18 protein-coding genes are annotated in these 17,232 nt (G+C 76.4%); 11 read left to right on the top strand and 7 right to left on the bottom strand.

What is annotated here, in order from left to right; all coding sequences use genetic code 11:
* Positions 1-109 precede the first annotated feature (109 nt).
* From D1781_RS00745 to D1781_RS00735, 3 genes are read right to left on the bottom strand one after another with little or no spacing between them, the layout of a single operon-like run.
* Entirely contained in the window at positions 110-709 is a 600-nt protein-coding gene (locus D1781_RS00745) for a class I SAM-dependent methyltransferase (RefSeq protein ID WP_119480399.1), read from the bottom strand.
* A gap of 23 nt (positions 710-732) precedes the next feature.
* The gene (locus tag D1781_RS00740) at positions 733-1,791 is read right to left on the bottom strand and encodes a hypothetical protein (protein ID WP_119480398.1); all 1,059 of its coding nucleotides are present in this window, start codon (positions 1,789-1,791) and stop codon (positions 733-735) included.
* On the bottom strand, positions 1,788-2,951 hold the full coding sequence (locus D1781_RS00735; protein WP_119480397.1) for a sensor histidine kinase: 1,164 nt from the start codon (positions 2,949-2,951) through the stop codon (positions 1,788-1,790). The genes D1781_RS00740 and D1781_RS00735 overlap by 4 nt, the downstream gene beginning before the upstream one ends.
* 73 nt (positions 2,952-3,024) lie before the next feature.
* On the opposite strand from D1781_RS00735, the gene D1781_RS00730 reads away from it, so the two are divergent.
* From D1781_RS00730 to D1781_RS00720, 3 genes are read left to right on the top strand one after another with little or no spacing between them, the layout of a single operon-like run.
* Positions 3,025-4,701, top strand: a complete 1,677-nt coding sequence (locus D1781_RS00730; RefSeq protein WP_119480396.1) for a circularly permuted type 2 ATP-grasp protein — start codon at positions 3,025-3,027, stop codon at positions 4,699-4,701.
* Positions 4,695-5,621 carry an alpha-E domain-containing protein gene (locus tag D1781_RS00725; RefSeq protein WP_119480395.1) on the top strand — a complete coding sequence of 309 codons (927 nt, stop codon included), beginning with the start codon at positions 4,695-4,697 and terminating at the stop codon, positions 5,619-5,621. Before D1781_RS00730 ends, D1781_RS00725 begins: the two co-directional genes overlap by 7 nt.
* A gap of 19 nt (positions 5,622-5,640) precedes the next feature.
* A complete protein-coding gene (locus tag D1781_RS00720; RefSeq protein WP_119480394.1) occupies positions 5,641-6,483 on the top strand; it encodes a transglutaminase family protein in 843 nt (280 codons plus the stop codon).
* Positions 6,484-6,490: 7 nt separating this feature from the next.
* Here D1781_RS00720 and D1781_RS00715 read toward each other — a convergent pair whose 3' ends face one another.
* Positions 6,491-6,682, bottom strand: coding sequence for a hypothetical protein (locus D1781_RS00715; protein ID WP_119480393.1), 192 nt, complete (start codon positions 6,680-6,682; stop codon positions 6,491-6,493).
* 69 nt (positions 6,683-6,751) lie between these two features.
* Between D1781_RS00715 and D1781_RS00710 the strand changes: the two genes are divergently transcribed.
* From D1781_RS00710 to D1781_RS00690, 5 genes are read left to right on the top strand one after another with little or no spacing between them, the layout of a single operon-like run.
* A complete protein-coding gene (locus D1781_RS00710; RefSeq protein ID WP_119480392.1) occupies positions 6,752-7,396 on the top strand; it encodes a histidine phosphatase family protein in 645 nt (214 codons plus the stop codon).
* Complete coding sequence (locus D1781_RS00705; RefSeq protein ID WP_147392000.1) at positions 7,393-8,040, top strand: hypothetical protein; 648 nt, start codon at positions 7,393-7,395, stop codon at positions 8,038-8,040. The genes D1781_RS00710 and D1781_RS00705 overlap by 4 nt, the downstream gene beginning before the upstream one ends.
* A gap of 43 nt (positions 8,041-8,083) precedes the next feature.
* Positions 8,084-9,217, top strand: coding sequence for a glycosyltransferase family 9 protein (locus D1781_RS00700; RefSeq protein WP_119480390.1), 1,134 nt, complete (start codon positions 8,084-8,086; stop codon positions 9,215-9,217).
* A 23-nt stretch (positions 9,218-9,240) separates the two neighbouring features.
* On the top strand, positions 9,241-9,834 hold the full coding sequence (locus D1781_RS00695) for a DUF1440 domain-containing protein (RefSeq protein ID WP_119480389.1): 594 nt from the start codon (positions 9,241-9,243) through the stop codon (positions 9,832-9,834).
* Between the two features lie 41 nt (positions 9,835-9,875).
* A complete protein-coding gene (locus D1781_RS00690) occupies positions 9,876-10,871 on the top strand; it encodes a glycosyltransferase family 9 protein (protein WP_119480388.1) in 996 nt (331 codons plus the stop codon).
* Between the two features lie 98 nt (positions 10,872-10,969).
* On the opposite strand, the gene D1781_RS00685 is transcribed toward D1781_RS00690, so the two are convergent.
* Entirely contained in the window at positions 10,970-12,100 is a 1,131-nt protein-coding gene (locus D1781_RS00685) for an ROK family transcriptional regulator (RefSeq protein ID WP_119480387.1), read from the bottom strand.
* 91 nt (positions 12,101-12,191) lie between these two features.
* Between D1781_RS00685 and D1781_RS17385 the strand changes: the two genes are divergently transcribed.
* A complete protein-coding gene (locus D1781_RS17385) occupies positions 12,192-12,359 on the top strand; it encodes a hypothetical protein (protein WP_158589950.1) in 168 nt (55 codons plus the stop codon).
* Positions 12,360-12,456: 97 nt separating this feature from the next.
* On the opposite strand, the gene pgi is transcribed toward D1781_RS17385, so the two are convergent.
* Entirely contained in the window at positions 12,457-14,181 is a 1,725-nt protein-coding gene (pgi, locus tag D1781_RS00680; RefSeq protein ID WP_119480386.1) for a glucose-6-phosphate isomerase, read from the bottom strand.
* A 170-nt stretch (positions 14,182-14,351) separates the two neighbouring features.
* On the opposite strand from pgi, the gene D1781_RS00675 reads away from it, so the two are divergent.
* Together D1781_RS00675 and D1781_RS00670 are read left to right on the top strand one after the other, a co-directional pair.
* Positions 14,352-15,239: an ROK family protein gene (locus tag D1781_RS00675; RefSeq protein ID WP_119480385.1), complete on the top strand. Its 888-nt coding sequence runs from the start codon at positions 14,352-14,354 to the stop codon at positions 15,237-15,239.
* 93 nt (positions 15,240-15,332) lie between these two features.
* Complete coding sequence (locus D1781_RS00670; RefSeq protein WP_119480384.1) at positions 15,333-15,977, top strand: TetR/AcrR family transcriptional regulator; 645 nt, start codon at positions 15,333-15,335, stop codon at positions 15,975-15,977.
* 6 nt (positions 15,978-15,983) lie between these two features.
* Here the strand turns inward: D1781_RS00670 and D1781_RS00665 are convergent, their stop codons facing one another.
* The gene (locus tag D1781_RS00665; RefSeq protein WP_233550869.1) at positions 15,984-17,225 is read right to left on the bottom strand and encodes an MFS transporter; all 1,242 of its coding nucleotides are present in this window, start codon (positions 17,223-17,225) and stop codon (positions 15,984-15,986) included.
* Positions 17,226-17,232: the final 7 nt, after the last annotated feature.

Here is a 17,232-nt window from a genome sequence, read left to right as displayed (position 1 = left end):
CTCCGCTCGCACCTCGATCAGCGGGGGTGCTCCGCTCGCACCTCGATCGGCGGCCCGTTCCGTCGGTCGAGGTGCGAGCGCCAGCGAGCCTCGAGACCACCTCGCTCCCCTACGGCCTCTGGGCGACCAGGAGGCAGTCGCAGGCGAGGCCGCCCGGCACCTCGCGGTCCCGCCGGCCGGACAGCTCGATCCGCAGGCCCGCGGCCTCCGCCGCGGCCCGGGTCTCCTCGGGCGTCGTGCGGATGGCGGGCGTCATCGTGCCGCCGAGCCCGCGCTCGACGTCTTCGCGGTCGTGCCAGATGCCGAGCAGCAGGCCGCCGGGCGCGAGCGACTCCGCCGCGCGGGCGATCGCGGCGGCGAGGGCCTCGGGCGGCAGCTGGAGGTAGCAGAGCACGGCGAGGTCGACCGGCTCGGGCGACCGCCACTCGGTCGCGTCCGCCACCACGGCGTCGATCCCCGCGCGGTCGCGCATGCCCGCCACCGCCGCTGCCGAGAAGTCGGTCGCGGTCACCCGCCAGCCCCGCTCCGCGAGCCAGGCGGCGTTCCGCCCCTCCCCCGCCCCGAGGTCGACCGCCCGGCCCGGTCCGGGTGCGAGCTCGAGGACGCGCTCCGCGATCCAGCCGTTCGGGGCCGCGCCCCAGAGGCTCGTGCCCGCCTCGGCGGCCGCGCGGTAGCGGCCCTCCCAGAACTCCCTGCTGCGGTCCGCCACCCGCCCATGGTGGCCCACCGGCCTCAGCGGGGGACGGTGAGCTCGACGCGCACGGACACCTGCTCGTCCCCGATCCGCACGTCGGCGCGGGCGAAGGCGGAGCGCAGCAGCGGCACGAGGGGCGCGACCCGGGTCCGCCGCGGGCGCGCGGCGACGGGCAGCGCGAGCTCCAGCACCGCGTCGCGGTCCTGCCCGCGGACCGACGCGAGGCCGGGCCGCTCGAAGTCCGCGAGCGGCAGGCTCGCGACGGTGGTCCGGAGGGCGGTGCGCTGCGCCGCGGTCATCCGCTCCGCGTAGCCGTCGGGGTCGTCGACGCGGAACCCGGCGTCCGCGAGCCAGCCGCGCGCCAGATCCGCGACGAGCGCCGCGCGCAGCCCGGCGGCGATGGCGCGGGCGCGCTCGGCCTGCGCGGCCGTGATCGTCCCGGCGTCCTCCACCGCGGCGAGCAGCGGGATCGCCTCCGCCTCGAGCCGCGCGACGGCCTCCTCCTGCACGGAGGCGGCGTCCGACCTGGTCACCGCCCGAGCGCCGCCGCGGCGGAGGGCGCGCAGCGTCGTCGCCCCGAGCGCGGTCGCGGCGATCGCGGGCGGCAGCACCCCGGTCAGCACGGCCGCGACGCCGCGCAGCGGCTCGGGGGAGAGCGCGGCCACGGCGGCGCTCGACGCCGCCGCTGCGAGCACGCCGCCGAGCAGCACCTCGCGGGGCGGGCGGAGGGTCGCCAGGACGAGGAGGAAGACCGGCAGGACCATCGGGCCCCAGTCGTCGGCGACGACCGCGTTGCGGCCGTCCTGCGCGGCCGCGTCGAGCACGACCGCGAGCAGGACCAGGCCGAGCACGGCGGCGTGCGCGCCGGCGGTGAACGGCGCGCGGAACGGGCTGGCGAGCAGCACGGCCGCGACGCCCGCCACGGCCAGGACGACGAGCGCGACGATCTCGAGCCCCGGCGCGGCGAGCTCGCGCCGGCCGAGCAGCGCCGCCGCGGCGGCGAGCACGAGGGCGAGCGCGGCGCCGCCGCCCGCGAGCACGGGGGCGGGGGCGCCGAGCAGCAGCGGTTCGCGGGCCGCGAGGGTGTCCCGGTTCACGGGCCCGCCGCCTTCGGCACCGCGAGCAGCACGGTCGTGCCCACCCCGGGCCGCGCGAACACGCGCACGGAGCCGCCGACGGCCTCGACGCGCGCGACGACCGCGGTGCTGAGGCCGAGCCGGTCGGGGTCGACGGCGTCGGGGTCGAACCCCGCTCCGGCGTCCGCCACCATGACGGTCAGCCCGTCGCGGTCCGCGAGGACGGTGACGTCGGCGCCCTCCACGCCCGCGTGGATCCGCGCGTTCGTCAGGCACTGCTCGATCGCGGCGGCGAGGGCCCCCTCCACCGCGCCGTCGAGGCCGCGGAGCGCGGCGAGCTCGCCGTCGAGCCGCACCGAGAAGTCGGGGTCCTCCGCGCGGGCGATCGCCGCGAGCACCGGGCCGCCGACCGCGTCGGGCGGCGCCGCGGGGTCGGCCCAGCCGGGGGAGGCGAGCAGGTCGAGGGTGCTCCGCACCCGAGCGGCGGCCGCGGGCGGCAGCGGACCCGCCCCGATCGCGGCGAGGGCGGCCAGGTCGCCGAGCACGGTGTCGTGCACGACCGCGGCCGCCCGGGAGCGGGCGATCGCGCGCGTCCGCGCCAGCACGTCCTGCTCCGCCGCCGTGCGGGAGGCCCGTCGCGCGACCGCGGTGCGCCGCCCGCCGACGAGGAACCCGGAGGAGGCGAGCGCGACGAGCGCGAGCCCCGCGGTCGCCGGCAGGTCGAACGCCCACGGCACGCCGAGGGCGGGCCCGACGAGCCCCGCGGCGGTCTCGGTGACGGCGGTGATGGCGACCCCGGCGATCAGCGGCGCCCGCCGCCGCCCGGCGTTCACGCCGAACGCGAGCATGGCGATCTTGAGCGGCGGCAGCGGGAAGGCCGCGGTGCTCGCCGGCGGCGCGGCCGACCGCGCGAGCACGACGAGCGCGGCGGTGGCGCCGGCGGTCATGACGACCGTGGCGGCCGCGACGGCGACCGGACGCGGCAGGGGCAGCACGAGGAGCAGGCCGCCGGCGGCGATCACCGCGACGGGCACCGCGAGCACGGCGACGGCCCGGAGGTCGCCGACGACGAGCGCCGCGGAGGCGAGGGCGAGCGCGAGGGCCGTGCCGCCGTACCAGAGGCCGGCGGCGCGCAGGCCGTCGGAGAGGGCGAAGCGCGGCGTCCACACCGCGTCCGACACGGCGCGATCGTAGGGCGGCCGCCGCGGGCGGTCCCGTAACACGCCCGGAACACCGGTCTGGCAGCCTGCGGCCATGGCGGACCTCTTCGACGGGTACGCGCGGACGGCGCACGCCGGCGCCGGCGCCGCGCCGTTCGACGAGATGTTCGCGGAGCCGCCGCTGACCACGGCGGGGGCGGTGCCGCGCGCGCCCTACCGCGAGGTGCACGACGCGCTCGCGACGATGACGCAGGCGGAGCTGCGGGGTCGCACCGCGGCGCTCGCCGACTCGTACCTGGCGCAGGGCGTCACCTTCGACTTCGCGGGGGAGGAGCGCCCGTTCCCCCTCGACGCCGTGCCGCGGGTGATCGAGGCGGACGACTGGGCCGCCGTCGAGGCGGGGGTCGCGCAGCGGGTCCTCGCGCTCGAGGCGTTCCTCGCCGACGTGTACGGCGCGCAGGCGGCGGTCCGCGACGGCGTGATCCCGGCCGGCCTCATCAGCTCCTCCTCCCACTTCCACCGGCAGGCGGCGGGCGTCGTCCCCGCCAACGGCGTCCGCATCCAGGTGTCCGGCATCGACCTGATCCGCGACGAGCGCGGCGACTGGCGCGTCCTCGAGGACAACGTGCGCGTGCCGTCGGGCGTCAGCTACGTCGTCTCGAACCGGCGGGTGATGGCGCAGACGCTGCCGGAGCTCTTCGCGCGGATGCGGGTGCGACCCGTCGGGGAGTACCCGCACCGGCTGCTGCAGGCGCTCAGGGCGGCGGCGCCGCCCGGCGTCGACGACCCGACCGTCGTCGTGCTCACGCCCGGCGTCCACAACTCGGCCTACTTCGAGCACACCCTGCTCGCCCGGCTCATGGGCGTCGAGCTCGTGGAGGGCCGCGACCTGTTCTGCTCGGGCGGCCGCGTCTGGATGCGGACGACCGCGGGGCCGACGCGGGTCGACGTGATCTACCGCCGCGTCGACGACGAGTTCCTCGACCCGCTGCAGTTCCGCGCCGACTCCCTGCTCGGCTCCCCCGGGCTCATGCTCGCCGCGCGTCTCGGCACCGTGACGATCGCGAACGCCGTCGGCAACGGCGTCGCGGACGACAAGCTCGTCTACACGTACCTGCCCGACCTCATCCGCTACTACCTGGGCGAGGAGCCGAGGCTGCAGAACGTCGACACGTGGCGGCTCGAGGAGCCGACGGCGCTCGAGGAGGTGCTCGACCGGCTCGACGAGCTCGTCGTGAAGCCGGTCGACGGCTCCGGCGGCAAGGGGCTCGTCGTCGGGCCGAGCGCGACGCGGGCGGAGCTCGACGCCCTCCGGCGGCGGCTCGTCGCCGACCCCCGCGGCTGGATCGCGCAGCCGGTCGTGCAGCTGTCGACGATCCCGACGCTGGTGGAGGAGGGGGTCCGGCCCCGGCACGCGGACCTGCGCCCCTTCGCGGTGAACGACGGCCGCGACGTCTGGGTGCTGCCGGGCGGCCTGACCCGCGTGGCGCTGCCGGAGGGGCAGCTCGTCGTCAACTCCAGCCAGGGCGGCGGCTCGAAGGACACGTGGGTGCTCGGCGCGGAACCGGTGCACGCGGACCGGCGCGTCGGCGCGATCGTCCGGGACCAGGCGGCCCACGACCGGGCGGCGCCGCCGCAGCCCCACGGGCACCGGCCCGACCACGCGCCCCTCGACGTCGTCGACGACACCGGCGAGCAGGAGCAGCAGCAGCAGCAGGTCGAGGCCGCAGCGCCTCCCGGGGCCGCGGACGGGGGGACCGGCCCGTGCTGAGCCGGATCGCGGAGAGCCTGTTCTGGATCGGGCGCTACATCGAGCGGGGCGACGGCACCGCCCGCATCCTCGACGTGCACCTGCAGCTGCTGCTCGAGGACCCCTGGGTCGACGAGGACTCCGCCTGCCGGGCGCTGCTCGCCGTCATGGGCGCGACGCCGCCCGGCGACGCGGCGCTGCGCCGCGGCGACGTGCTGGCGCTGCTCGGCGTCGACCGGACCCATCCCGCCTCCATCGCCCACTCGCTCGCCGCGGCGCGGGAGAACGCCCGCCGCGCCCGCGAGATCGTCGGCACCGAGCTCTGGGAGTGCCTGAACACGACCCGGGCGCGGATGCCCCGGCAGGTCTCCCCCGCGCGGGTGTCCGAGTACTTCGCCTGGGTCCGGGAGCGGACGGCGCTCGCCGTCGGGATCATCGAGAGCGCCACGAGCCGCGACGACGTCTGGCAGTTCTTCACGCTGGGCCGCAGCATCGAGCGCGCCGACATGACGGCCCGGCTGCTCGCGACCCATGCCCTCACCGGCGACAACGGGCCGAGCTGGACGACGCTGCTGCGCTCCTGCGGCGGCTACGAGGCGTACCTCCGCACCTACCGCGGCGTCCCGTCCGCGCAGAACGCCGCCGAGTTCCTCGCGCTCGACCGCCTCTTCCCGCGGTCGATCCTCTTCTCCATCAGCCGCGCGGAGGGCTGCCTGCGGCAGCTGGAGCCCCGCAGCGAACGGGTCGGCACGTCCGACCGCGCGCTCCGGGTGCTCAGGCAGATCCGCGCCGAGCTCGAGTTCCGGCCGATCGACGAGGTCCTCGACGAGCTCGCCCTGCAGATGGAGGCGGTGCAGGCCGCGACGTCCGCGGCGTCCGAGGCCATCCGGAGCCGGTACTTCCCGACGCACGCGGTCCCGGTCTGGGCGGGGGAGTTCTGATGCGCATGCGGGGAGCGGCATGAGTCGCCTGCGGGTCCGGCACGTCACCGGCTACGACTACGGCGGCGAGGTCGTGCAGTCGTACAACGAGGCGCGGATGCTGCCCGGCTCCGACGACGGCCAGCTCGTGCTCGCGTCCGGCCTCGAGATATCGCCGATGTCGTCGTCGCACGGCTACGTCGACTACTGGGGCACGCGCGTCAACTCGTTCGAGATCCTCACGCCGCACGAGCAGCTCTCCCTCACCGCGTCGAGCCTCGTGGAGGTGCGGCGCAGCGGGCACGCCGAACCCGGCATGGGCTGGCCGGAGCTCGCCGCCGCCCGGGGCGCCGCGGTGGCCGTCGTCGAGCAGCTGCAGCAGACCCCGCTGACCGACCCGGCCGAGGCGGTCGCCGCGTTCGCCCGCGAGGCGGCCGCCGACCTCGACCCGTGCGCCGCCGCGCTCGCCGTGTGCCGGGAGGTGCACCGCCGGATCGAGTACATGACGGGCGTGACGGGCGTGCAGTCCACCGCGCGCGAGGCCTGGGCGCAGGGACGCGGCGTCTGCCAGGACATCGCGCACGTCGCGATCGGCGCGCTCCGCGCGATCGGGGTGCCCGCCCGCTACGTCTCCGGGTACCTGCACCCCGACCCCGACTTCCCCGTCGGCGTCCCCGTGACCGGGGAGTCGCACGCCTGGGTCGAGTGGTTCTGCGGCTCCTGGCACGGCTGGGACCCGACGAACGACCTGGCGATCGGCGAGCGGCACGTGCTCGTCGGCCGCGGGCGGGACTACGCGGACGTCGCACCGCTCCGCGGCATCTACGCGGGTCCGTTCGGCAGCCGCCTCTTCGTGGAGGTCGAGATCACGCGCGAGGCGTGATCCCGGCTCACTCCTCGGGGCCGGGATCCTCCGAGCCGCGCCCGGGCCGGCGGTCGCCGCCCTCGTTCGGGCCGGGGTTCGACGAGCCCTCCTCGGGCACGTCCCCGCCGGGGCCCGGATCCGCCGTGCCGTGCCCGCGCTGCTGGGGCTCGCCCTCCTCGGGTCCGGGGTTCGAGCTGCCGAGAACGTCGCTGTCCATGGCAGGACCGTACGCGCGCCGCCCCTCCCGCGCAGCCGGCTGTGCACGACCGTCCGCGAGGATGGGGGCATGGCTCGCCTGATCCTCGTCCGCCACGGTCAGACGCGGTCGAACGTGCAGGGGCTCCTCGACACCGCCTTCCCCGGGCCCGGGCTGACCGACCTCGGCCGGGAGCAGGCCGCCGCCCTGGTCGGCGTGCTCGCGGAGGAGCGCATCGACCGGGTCGTCGCCTCCCCGCTCGCGCGCACGGTCGAGACCGCGACCCCGCTCGCGACCGCCCGCGGGCTGCCGCTCGGCGAGGACGGCGGGCTCCGCGAGGTCCTCGCGGGCGACCTCGAGCTGCTCGCGGACCACGCCTCGCACATGACCTACCTCGGCACCGTGCTCGCCTGGGCGGACGGCGACCTCGCCGCCGAGATGCCGGGGCGGCCGGAGACGGGGGAGTCGTTCCTCGACCGGTACGACGCCGCGGTCGAGTCGGCCCTCGACGGCGTCGACACGGCCGTGTGCGTGAGCCACGGCGCCGCCATCCGCGCGTGGGCGTGCTCCCGGGCCGTCAACGTGGACGCCGGCTACGGCGCGGAGCACGGCCTGCCCAACACGGGCGTCGTGATCCTCGAGCGGAGCGGCCGCGGCCCGTGGCGCGTGGACGCGTGGCTCGGCCGGCGCACGGCGCCGACCGAGAGCGACCCGACCGGTTCGCCGCTGCCGTGACCGGCTCGCGGGGCGCCGCCGTGCTCGCCGGGGTCCTGGCCCTGGCGGTCGTCCTGCTCTTCGTCGTCGCGGTGCTGCGCGCACCGGTCCCGCTGCCCGTGGTCGCCCACCTCGGCGGTCCCGGCATCCGGGTGGGCGTGATCCGCGGCGAGTGGGCCGTGCTCGTGCCGCCCGCGGTGGTCGCCCTCGTCGCCGCGGTGCGCGCCACGGGTCGGCTGCAGCGGAGCGCGACGGTCTGGGCGGTCGGTGCGGCGTCGCCGATCGTGCTCTTCCTCGTCGCGCGGCTGAACGGCGTCGCGGAGGCGGTGGCCCTCGTCCTCGTCTACGCCGCGACCGCGGGCGGCGTGCTGCTCCGATCCGTGCAGCGGCCCGGCGGCGACCCGATGCCGATCCGCTGGGCGGCGGTGCTCGGCGTCGTGCCGTGGGGCGTCGTGGCCTTCACGCAGATCGGCGGCCGGCTGACCGGCACGCCCGTCCCGGAGGGGGTGCCGCTGCTCACGGTCGTCGTGCTCGCGGCGAGCGCCGTCGAGTGGCTCGTGGCGTACCGGCGCCGCGACCGGGAGCGCTGCGGACCGCTCGACCTCGCGCTCGCAGCCCTGCCGGGCGTGCTCCTCGCCGCGCTCGCGCTCGCCCTCGTTCCCTGAGCGCGGAGCGAGCGCCCGGTCCCGCTGTGGGAGAACTGTTCCGATGAGCCCGCTCGGAACCGCAGCCGCGCCCCTCCCCGACGTCCGCAGGATCGCCGTCCTGCGCGCGAACGGCCTCGGGGACTACGTCGTCGGCGAACCCGCCCTCGCCGCGCTGCGGGCGGCCTACCCCGATGCGGAGATCACCCTGCTCGGCGCCGCGCACACCGCGGCGCTGCTCGCCGACCGGCCCTCCCCCGTCGACCGGGTCGTCGTCGTGCCGCCGGTCCACGGCGTGCGGGTGGCGTCGGCCGCGCCGGACGCGACGGAGGAGGAGATCGACGCGTGGGCGGCCGAGCGGCGGGCGGAGGCCTACGACCTCGCGGTGCAGCTGCACGGCGGCGGCGGGAACTCGAACCGGCTCCTCCTGCGCCTCGGCGCGGGGACGACCGTCGGCGCCGCGACCGCGGACGCCCCGAAGCCGGACCGCTGGGTGCCGTACACGTCCTTCCAGCACGACACCCTCCGCTGGCTCGAGGTCGTCGCGGCGGCGGGAGCGCCTCCGGTGCGGCTCGAGCCCGAGCTCGCCGTGACGGAGCCGGACCTCGCGGCCTCGCGCGCGGTCGTGCCGGAGACCGACGAGCCGCTCGTCGTGGTGCACCCCGGCGCGACGGACCCGCGCCGCTGCTACCCCGAGGACCGGCTCGGCCGGGTCGCCCGCGCCCTCGCCGACCGCGGCGCCCGGGTCGTGGTGGTCGGCGGCCCCTCCGAGGCGGACCGGGTCGCCGCCGTCGCCCGCGGCTTCGGCCGGGGCGTCGGGACCGTCGTCGGCGGCCTCGACCTGCCCGGGCTCGTCGGCCTGCTGGCGCGCGCCGACCTGCTGCTCGCCAACGACTCCGGCCCGCGGCACGTGGCGGCCGCGGTCGGCACGGCCACGGTCGCGGTCTTCACGTACGCCAACCTCGCGGACGTCGCGCCGCTCACCCGCGCCCGGCACCGGGCGCTCGTGTCCTGGCACGGCGGGTGCCGCGTGTGCGGGCGGCGGGTGCTCGAGGGGTGGTGCGACCACGGCGCCAGCGCCACGCACGACGTGCCGGAGACCGAGGTGCTCGCCGCCGCGACGGAGCTCTTCGAGCAGGTCCGCGCCGAGGACCCCGCCGCGCGCAAGCCCTTGCAGCGCGCTCCCAGACTGGTGTAGCGGCAACCCGCGACGATGCACGGATGAAGACTCCGTTCGGCCTGCTCGACCTCTCCGCCCCCGAGAGCCGCCGGCCCGGCGCCGCGCTCGTCGCGGGCGTCGTCGCGGGGCTCAGCTCCGGCGCGATCAAGATGGGCTGGGAGTCGCTCTTCCCGCCCCGGCGGCCGGACCGGGAGGTCCCGCCCGTCACGTTCCTCAAGCAGCGGGGCATCGACCCCGACGAGCACACCTACGAGTACAACGGCAACACCGTGCCGTGGGGCGTGCTCGCCGTGCACTTCGGCTTCTCGGTCGTGACCGTGGCGGCCTACTCCGTCGCCGCGGAGTACCTGCCGAGGACGAAGCTGTGGGCGGGCGCCGCCTACGGTATCGGCGCGTTCGTCGTCGCCCACGAGGTCGTCCTGCCCCGCCTCGGCCTGTCGCCGAAGGCGCGGGACCTGCCGATCGAGGAGCACGCCTCCGAGCTGTTCGGCCACGTCGTCTGGCTGCTCGAGGCCGAGCAGGTGCGCAAGGCGGTGCGGCTGGCGATCGCCGGCGTGCCCGACGCGGACACCCGGGTGAACGCGGCCGCGAGGCTCGCCGACACCGCCCGCGCCGCGCTGAAGGGCCTCCGCTGAGCACCGAGCGCCGGCGGGTCCTCGTCGTCCGCCTCGACAGCATGGGCGACGTGATCATGTCCGGGCCGGCCGTGCGCGCGGTCGCCGCGCGCGAGGACACCGAGGTCTGGTACCTCGCCGGGCCGCGCGGGAGGTCGGCGGCCGCCCTGCTGCCCGGCGTCGACGAGCTGCGCGTCGTCGGCATCCCGTGGATCACCGCGGTCGACCGGCCGGTCGACGCGGCGCTCGTGGCGGAGGTCGACGCGATCGTGGCGGAGTGCCGGCCCGACGAGGCGATCATCCTCACCGCGTTCCACCAGTCGCCGCTGCCGATGGCGCTCCTCCTCCGGCTCGCCGGCGTGCCGCGCATCCTCGGCGCGTCCGTCGAGGCCTCCGCAGGGCTGCTCGACGAGCGCTGGATCCCGGGGGAGGCGTTCCCGGAGGACATCCCGGAGCCCGAGCGGAACCTCGCGATCGTGCGGCTCGCGGGGTACGAGCTGCCGGAGGGCGACGACGGGCGGCTGCACGTCGACCTCCCCGCCGAGCGGCCCGCGGTGCTCGAGGCGCTGCCCGAGCACTACGTCGTGGTGCACCCGGGTGCGCAGTACCCGGCGCGCGAGTACCCGGCCGACCACTTCGCGGAGGTCGTGCGGCTGCTCGGCGAGGCCGGGCACGCGGTCGCGGTCACCGGCGGCGACCACGAGACGGCGCTCACCGCGCAGGTCGCGGGCGCCACGGGCGTCGATCTCGGCGGCGTGCTCGACCTGGGCGGGACGGCGCTCGCGCTGGCGGGGGCGCAGGCGGTGATCGTCGGCAACACCGGCCCGGCCCACCTGGCCGCGGCCGTCGGCCGGCCGATCGTCAGCCTCTTCTCCGCGGTCGTGCCGCCCGAGCGGTGGGCGCCCTACGGCGTGCCGCTCGAGCTGCTCGGGCAGCGGGACGCGGCCTGCCGCGGCACGCGCGCGACGCTCTGCCCGGTGCCCGGCCACCCCTGCTTGACATCGGTGCGCCCCGACCAGGTGGTCGCGGCGGCCGAGCGCCTCCTCGCCCTCGGCTGACGCCCCGCCCGGCGCCCGGAACCGCGTCTCCCCCCTACCGCTGGTCGAGGTGCGAGCGGAGCGAGCCCCGAGGCCACCGGACCTCCGAGAAGCGCCGCTCAGCGCACGGGGGCGACCGCGTCGAGCACGAGGTCCGCGGCGAGGCCGGCGGCGCCGAGCACGGGCGCCGCGTCGCCGAGCGGGTCCTCGGCGACCTCGACCCCGAGGCCGAGCCGGTCCGCCTCGGCCACGACCCTGCGGTGCAGGGCGGGCCGCGCGCCGACCGTCCCGGACAGGACGACGAGGTCCGGGTCGAGCACGGCGACGAGGTCGCGCAGCAGCAGCCCGATCCCCCGCGCCTCGTCGGCGAGGGCGGTCTCGGCGACCGGGTCGCCCGTCTCGGCCGCGGCGAACAGGTCGTCGAGGGCGCCGGGCAGCGGCGCCGCTCTCGAGTGCCCCGCTGCCTCGAGCAGCCCGCCGACGGCGAGCGCCTCCTCTGCGGTGGCGCCACGCGGGATCGGGGCGGCGAGCCCCTTGATCTCGCCCGCGCGGCCGCGCGCGCCGCGCAGGATCGCCCCCTCGACGATGAGGGCGACGCCGAGGCCCGCGCCGACATGCAGGTGGAGCACCGACGGCGGGGTCGGGCCCGGTCGGTAGCGCAGCTGGGCGACGGCCTCGCAGTTCACGTCGTTCTCGGTCCACACGGCGGCCGGTGCGACGGGGGCGAGGGCGGCGAGCAGCCGATCGTCGGCCTCCGCCCCGCCGTCGGCGAGCAGGTCGCGGCGCTCCGGGACGGCCCGGGGCACGGCGATCGCCGCGCCGAGCAGGCCGCCCTCGGACTCCGACAGCTCCTGCGCCACCTCCGCGAGCGCGTGCGCGGCGAGCTCGAGCTGGTCGGGCCAGTCGCGCGACACGGTCGGCGCGGGGTTCGGCACGAGGCGCTCGGCCACGACGGTGCCGTCGAGCCGGGCCGCCGCGACGCGGAGGCGCGCGCTGCCGAGGTCGATCCCGGCCACCCAGCCGGCCGACCGGTGCAGGGCGTACCGCAGCGCCGAGCGGCCGGTCCGGCCCTGCTGCACCGCGACGGCCTCGACGAGGCCGCGCTCCTCGAGCTCCGCGATCGCGGCCGACACCGTCTGCTTCGTCACGGCGAGGGCCGCGGCGAGCTCGGGCCGCGTCGCACGGCCCTGCGCGAGCAGCGTGCGGAGGGCTCGGGACGCGGTGTCGCTGAGCCGCTCGGGGAGCGTCATGGCTCCAGTCTCCCGGCTCGGGAACAGTGGCGTGAGTTCGTTCGTTCAGTTATCATACGAACGCAGAGATCGAACTCCTGAGGAGGAGACCATGAGCGCCGTCCTCGACGTGCTGATCACCCGCAACCCGCTGCTCGCCCACGGCCCGCGCACGCACGCCAACGGCGTCGCCCTGCCGACCGAGCGCCGCTCCGCGCCCCGCCGCCCGCGCCGCGACGTCGACGCGCCCCGCGTCCACCTCGGCCCCCAGGGCCGCTGATCCGGAGCCGCTGACGCCGCAGGCGTCACGGACGGCACGAGGGCCGGGTGGGATCCGGAGATCCCGCCCAGCCCTCGTCGTCCGTCCGCGCTCCGCGCTACCGCCGCAGCTCGAGGTACTTCGCGATCAGCGACTTCGTCGACGGGTCCTGCGTCGCGAGCGCGTCCCGGTCGCCCTCGACGGCCGGCGTGACCTCGAGCGCCAGCTTCTTCCCGAGCTCGACGCCCCACTGGTCGAACGAGTCGATGCCCCACACGGTGCCCTCGACGAAGGTGATGTGCTCGTAGAGCGCGATCAGCTGCCCGACCACCGACGGCGTGAGGGCCGGCGCCAGGATCGACGTCGTCGGCCGGTTGCCGCTGAAGGTGCGCGCCGGCACGACCGCCTCCGCGGTGCCCTCCGCGCGGACCTCGTCCGCGGTCTTGCCGAAGGCGAGCGCCTTCGTCTGCGCGAAGAAGTTCGCGAGGAACAGGCTGTGCACGTCCGCGCCCGGCCGCACGGCACCGCCGTCGCCCTGCTCGTCCTGCAGCGCGTGCGCGGGATTCGCGACCGCGATGAAGTCCGCGGGGATCAGCCGCGTGCCCTGGTGGATGAGCTGGTAGAACGCGTGCTGGCCGTTCGTGCCGGGCTCGCCCCAGAACACCTCGCCCGTGTCCGTCACGACGGGGGAGCCGTCCCACCGCACGCTCTTGCCGTTCGACTCCATCGTGAGCTGCTGGAGGTAGGCGGCGAAGCGGTGCAGGTACTGCGCGTACGGCAGCACCGCGTGGCTCTGCGCGCCGAGGAAGTTCGCGTACCAGACGTTCAGCAGGCCCATGAGGACCGGCACGTTCGCCTCGAGCGGCGCGGTGCGCATGTGCTCGTCGACGGCGTGGAAGCCGGCGAGGAACTCCGCGAACCGGTCCGGGCCGATCGCGACCGCGACGACGGTGCCGACCGCGGAGTCGACCGAGTACCGGCCGCCCACCCAGTCCCAGAAGCCGAAGGCGTTCTTCGGGTCGATGCCGAACGCCTCCACCTTGTCGAGCGCCGTGGAGACGGCCACGAAGTGCTTGCCGACCGCGTCGCGGCGCGCGTCGTCGGTGTCCGCGATGGCGCCCGACTTCGCGAGCCCCTCCCAGAGCCACTGCCGCGCGAGGCGGGCGTTCGTCAGCGTCTCGAGGGTGCCGAAGGTCTTCGAGGCGACGATGAAGAGCGTCGTCTCGGGGTCGAGGTCCGCGGTCTTCTCGTAGATGTCCGACGGGTCGATGTTCGAGACGAAGCGGGCGGCGAGCCCGGGCTGCACGTACGGCTTCAGCGCCTCGTAGACCATGACGGGGCCGAGGTCGGAGCCGCCGATGCCGATGTTGACGACCGTCTCGATGCGCTTGCCGGTCACCCCGGTCCACGAGCCGTCGCGCACCGCGTTCGCGAACACCGCGATCCGGTCGAGCACCTCGTGGACGTCGTGGTCGACGTCCTGCCCGTCGACCACGAGCGGCGCCGGCGGCTCGAGGCCCTCGCCGCCCTTGGGACGCCGCAGCGCGGTGTGCAGCACCGCGCGGTCCTCGGTGACGTTGATGTGCTCGCCGCGGATCATCGCGGCGTAGCGGCCCGGCACGTCGACCGTTCGGGCGATCTCGAGCAGGTGGCCGAGCACCTCGTCGGTGAGCAGGTTCTTCGACAGGTCGACGGTCAGGTCCGCCGCCTGGAACGTCCAGCGCTCCGCGCGGCCGGGGTCGCTCTCGAACCAGCCGCGCAGGTCGGGCGAGAAGCCCTCGGCGAGACCGTCGAGCGCCTGCCAGGCGCTGGAGGTCGTCGGGTCGACAGGTGAATCGGTCACGGGTTCGTTGACCTTCCGATGAGCAGGGTGGGCCGCCCGTCATCGGGCGGGGCCGGATGAGCCGCGCCTCGTGGAACGCTAGCGCTCCCGCCTGCACGGGGGCTCCCTGCGCCTGGCAGAACGCTGCTCGCTAGGGTCGGCTCGATCCGTCGACGTGGGAGGGGACCGGGATGCTCGTAGGGGTCGAGACCGGCGGTACGAAGGTGGTCTGCGCCGCGGCGCGCGCGGACGCGCCCGACCGCCCGGTCGCGGTGCGCCGCTTTCCGACGACCGACCCCGGTGCGACCATCGGCCGGATCCGGGAGTTCATCGCCGAGGCGGGCGCCGACGAGCCCGTCGAGGCGCTGGGCCTCGCCTCCTTCGGCCCCGTCGACGCCGATCCGTCGAGCCCGCGCTTCGGCACGATCACCACCACCCCGAAGGCGGGCTGGGCGGACGTCGACCTGCTCGGCCGCGTGAACCAGGAGGGGCTGCCCGCCGCGTTCGTGAGCGACGTGCTGGGCGCGGCCGTCGGGGAGCTCCGCTACGGCGCCGGTCGCGGCGCCTCCTCCCTCGCCTACGCGACCATCGGCACGGGCGTCGGGGTCGGGATCGTGATCGACGGCCGTCCGATCGGCGGCGACGGGTGGCCGGAGGTCGGCCACCTCCTCGTGCGCAGGCACCCCGCGGACCGGTTCGCCGGCAGCTGCCCCTTCCACGGCGACTGCCTCGAGGGGCTCACCGCCGGGCCCGCCGTGCTCGCCCGGTGGGGCGTCGACGCCTCGTCCTTCCCCGCCGGGCTGCACGACGAGGCGTTCGCGGTCCTCGCCTCCTACATCGCGCAGATGGCCTACAGCGTCGTGCTCACGACCGGGGCCGAGAAGGTCGTGCTCGGCGGCGGGGTGATGCTCGCGCCGGGCCTGCTCGACGCGGTCCGGTCCGCGCTGCCGGACCTCGCGCGCGGCTACGGACCGGCGGCCCTGTCGGCCGCGGCGCCGGAGGACGTACTCGTCGCGCCCGGCGTCCCGGACTCGCCCGGCGTGGTCGGGGCGCTCGCGCTCGCCGCCGACCTGCTCTGAGGCGCCTGCACCGCACGCCGCGCCGGGGTGCACGCCCGGCGGCCCCATGACTGAGGGTCGTGCCGGGGCCGCTCGGCACGGGACCCTGGTCGGGTGAGCGACACCCTCCTGACCGGACCGACGCCGAACGGCCACGAGCCGTCCGGCGCCGACATCTGGAACGCCATCGTCCGCGCCGCCATCCGGTCGTTCCGGGAGCGCGCCTTCCACGAGGTGACGCTGGAGACGGTCGCCGACGGTGCGGGCCTGCAGCTCGCCGCGGTCCGCGCCCGGTTCCCCACCTGGGACGACCTCGTGGTCGCGACCGTGCAGGTGTGGAACGCCGAGCGCATGGCCGCCTTCGTGCCGCTCGCGGAGCAGGAGGGCGCCGCCGGCTTCCTCCGCGCCCTGGTGCGCGCGAACCTCGCGGACCCGTCGCTCGTCCGGCTGCTCACCGCCGTCGTGAACATCGCGGCGACGCCCGGGCACCCCATGGCGGAGGCGCTGCAGAAGCAGTGGATCCGGTTCCACACCCTCGTGGAGCGGGCGATCGCCCGGGACGTCGCCGCCGGGCGCGAGCCGGACGGCCTGGACCCGGCCCGCGGCGCCGAGCAGCTCGTCGCGCTGTACGAGGGCCTGCAGCTGCAGGCGATGGTCCGGCCGGGGATGGACCTCCTCGACGCCTGGGACCACGCGGTCGCCCGCCTCCGCGACGGCTGGTCGCAGACCGCCGCCACCGCCCACGTCTGGGAGATCTGACCCGCGTCAGTCCGCGGGGACGACCGGTTCCCGCGCCTCGGCGTGCCGCCGGAGGTACGCGGCGCCGAGCACCGCGACCAGCAGGCCGGCGACCGCGCCGACCACGAGTCCCTGGCGCGGTCCGAGCGCGTTCGCGACCCACCCGACGAACGGGCCGCCGACGACCGTGCCGCCCATGACGGTGGCCATGTAGAGCGCCATGACGCGACCCCGCACGACCCGGTCGACGCCGAGCTGCACGAGCCCGTTCGCGGTCGTCATGAAGGTCTGCGAGGCGACGCCGACGAGCGGCAGCGCGATCGCGAGCCAGAGGTAGGTCGGCGCCACCGCCCCGAGCAGGAGCCCGGCGCCGAACAGCGCGCCCGCGAGGATCAGGAGCGGGAACCGCGGCGCGGGCCGCCGGGCCGAGAGCAGCGCGCCCGTCACGGCGCCGACGGCCAGCGCGGAGGAGAGCAGGCCGTAGCCCGTGGCGCCCTGCCCGAACAGCACGGCCATGGTCGAGGCGTAGATCGGGAAGTTCAGGCCGAACGTGCCGAGGATCGCGACGAGCACGAAGACGATCAGGAGGTCGCGCCGGCGCAGCACGGTCGTGAACCCCTCGCCGATGTCCGTGAAGGAGCGGCTCCTCCCCTCGCGCGCGGCGAACGCCGGGGCGTGGATGAAGCGGAGGGAGGTGAGGACGGCGGCGAAGCTCAGGGCGTTGATCACGAACACCCACCCGGCGCCGACCGCCTCCGTCAGCAGACCGGCGGCGGCGGGGCCGAGCAGGCGGGCGAGGTTGAACGAGGCCGAGTTCAGGGCGACCGCGTTCGAGACGTCGCCCGGGCCGACCAGGTCGGAGACGAAGCTCTGCCGGGCGGGCGCGTCGAACGCGGCCGTGACGCCGAGCAGCAGCGCGAACCCGTAGACCTCGAGCAGGGTGTCGGTGCCGGTCAGCACGAGGATCCCGAGCACGAGGCCGAGCAGGCCCATCACGGCCTGCGTCACCGTCAGCAGCGTCCGCTTCGACACCCGGTCGGCGACGAGGCCGGTGAGCGGGGAGAGGAACAGCTGCGGCCCGAACTGCAGCGCGGTGGTGACGCCGACGGCGAAGGCGTCGTGGTGCGTCAGCCGTGTCAGGACAATCCAGTCCTGCGTCGTGCGCTGCATCCAGGTGCCGACGTTCGAGACGATCGCGCCCGACGCCCAGAGGCGGTAGTCGTGCACCCGCAGCGACCGGAACATCCCGGTCCCCGTGATCGCACTCATCGCCCGC

The organism is Amnibacterium setariae, assembly GCF_003581425.1.
GTDB classification, from domain to species: Bacteria; Actinomycetota; Actinomycetes; order Actinomycetales; family Microbacteriaceae; genus Amnibacterium; species Amnibacterium setariae.
Note: the sequence above shows the minus strand (reverse complement) of the source record. Positions and strands in the feature narration are given on the sequence as shown.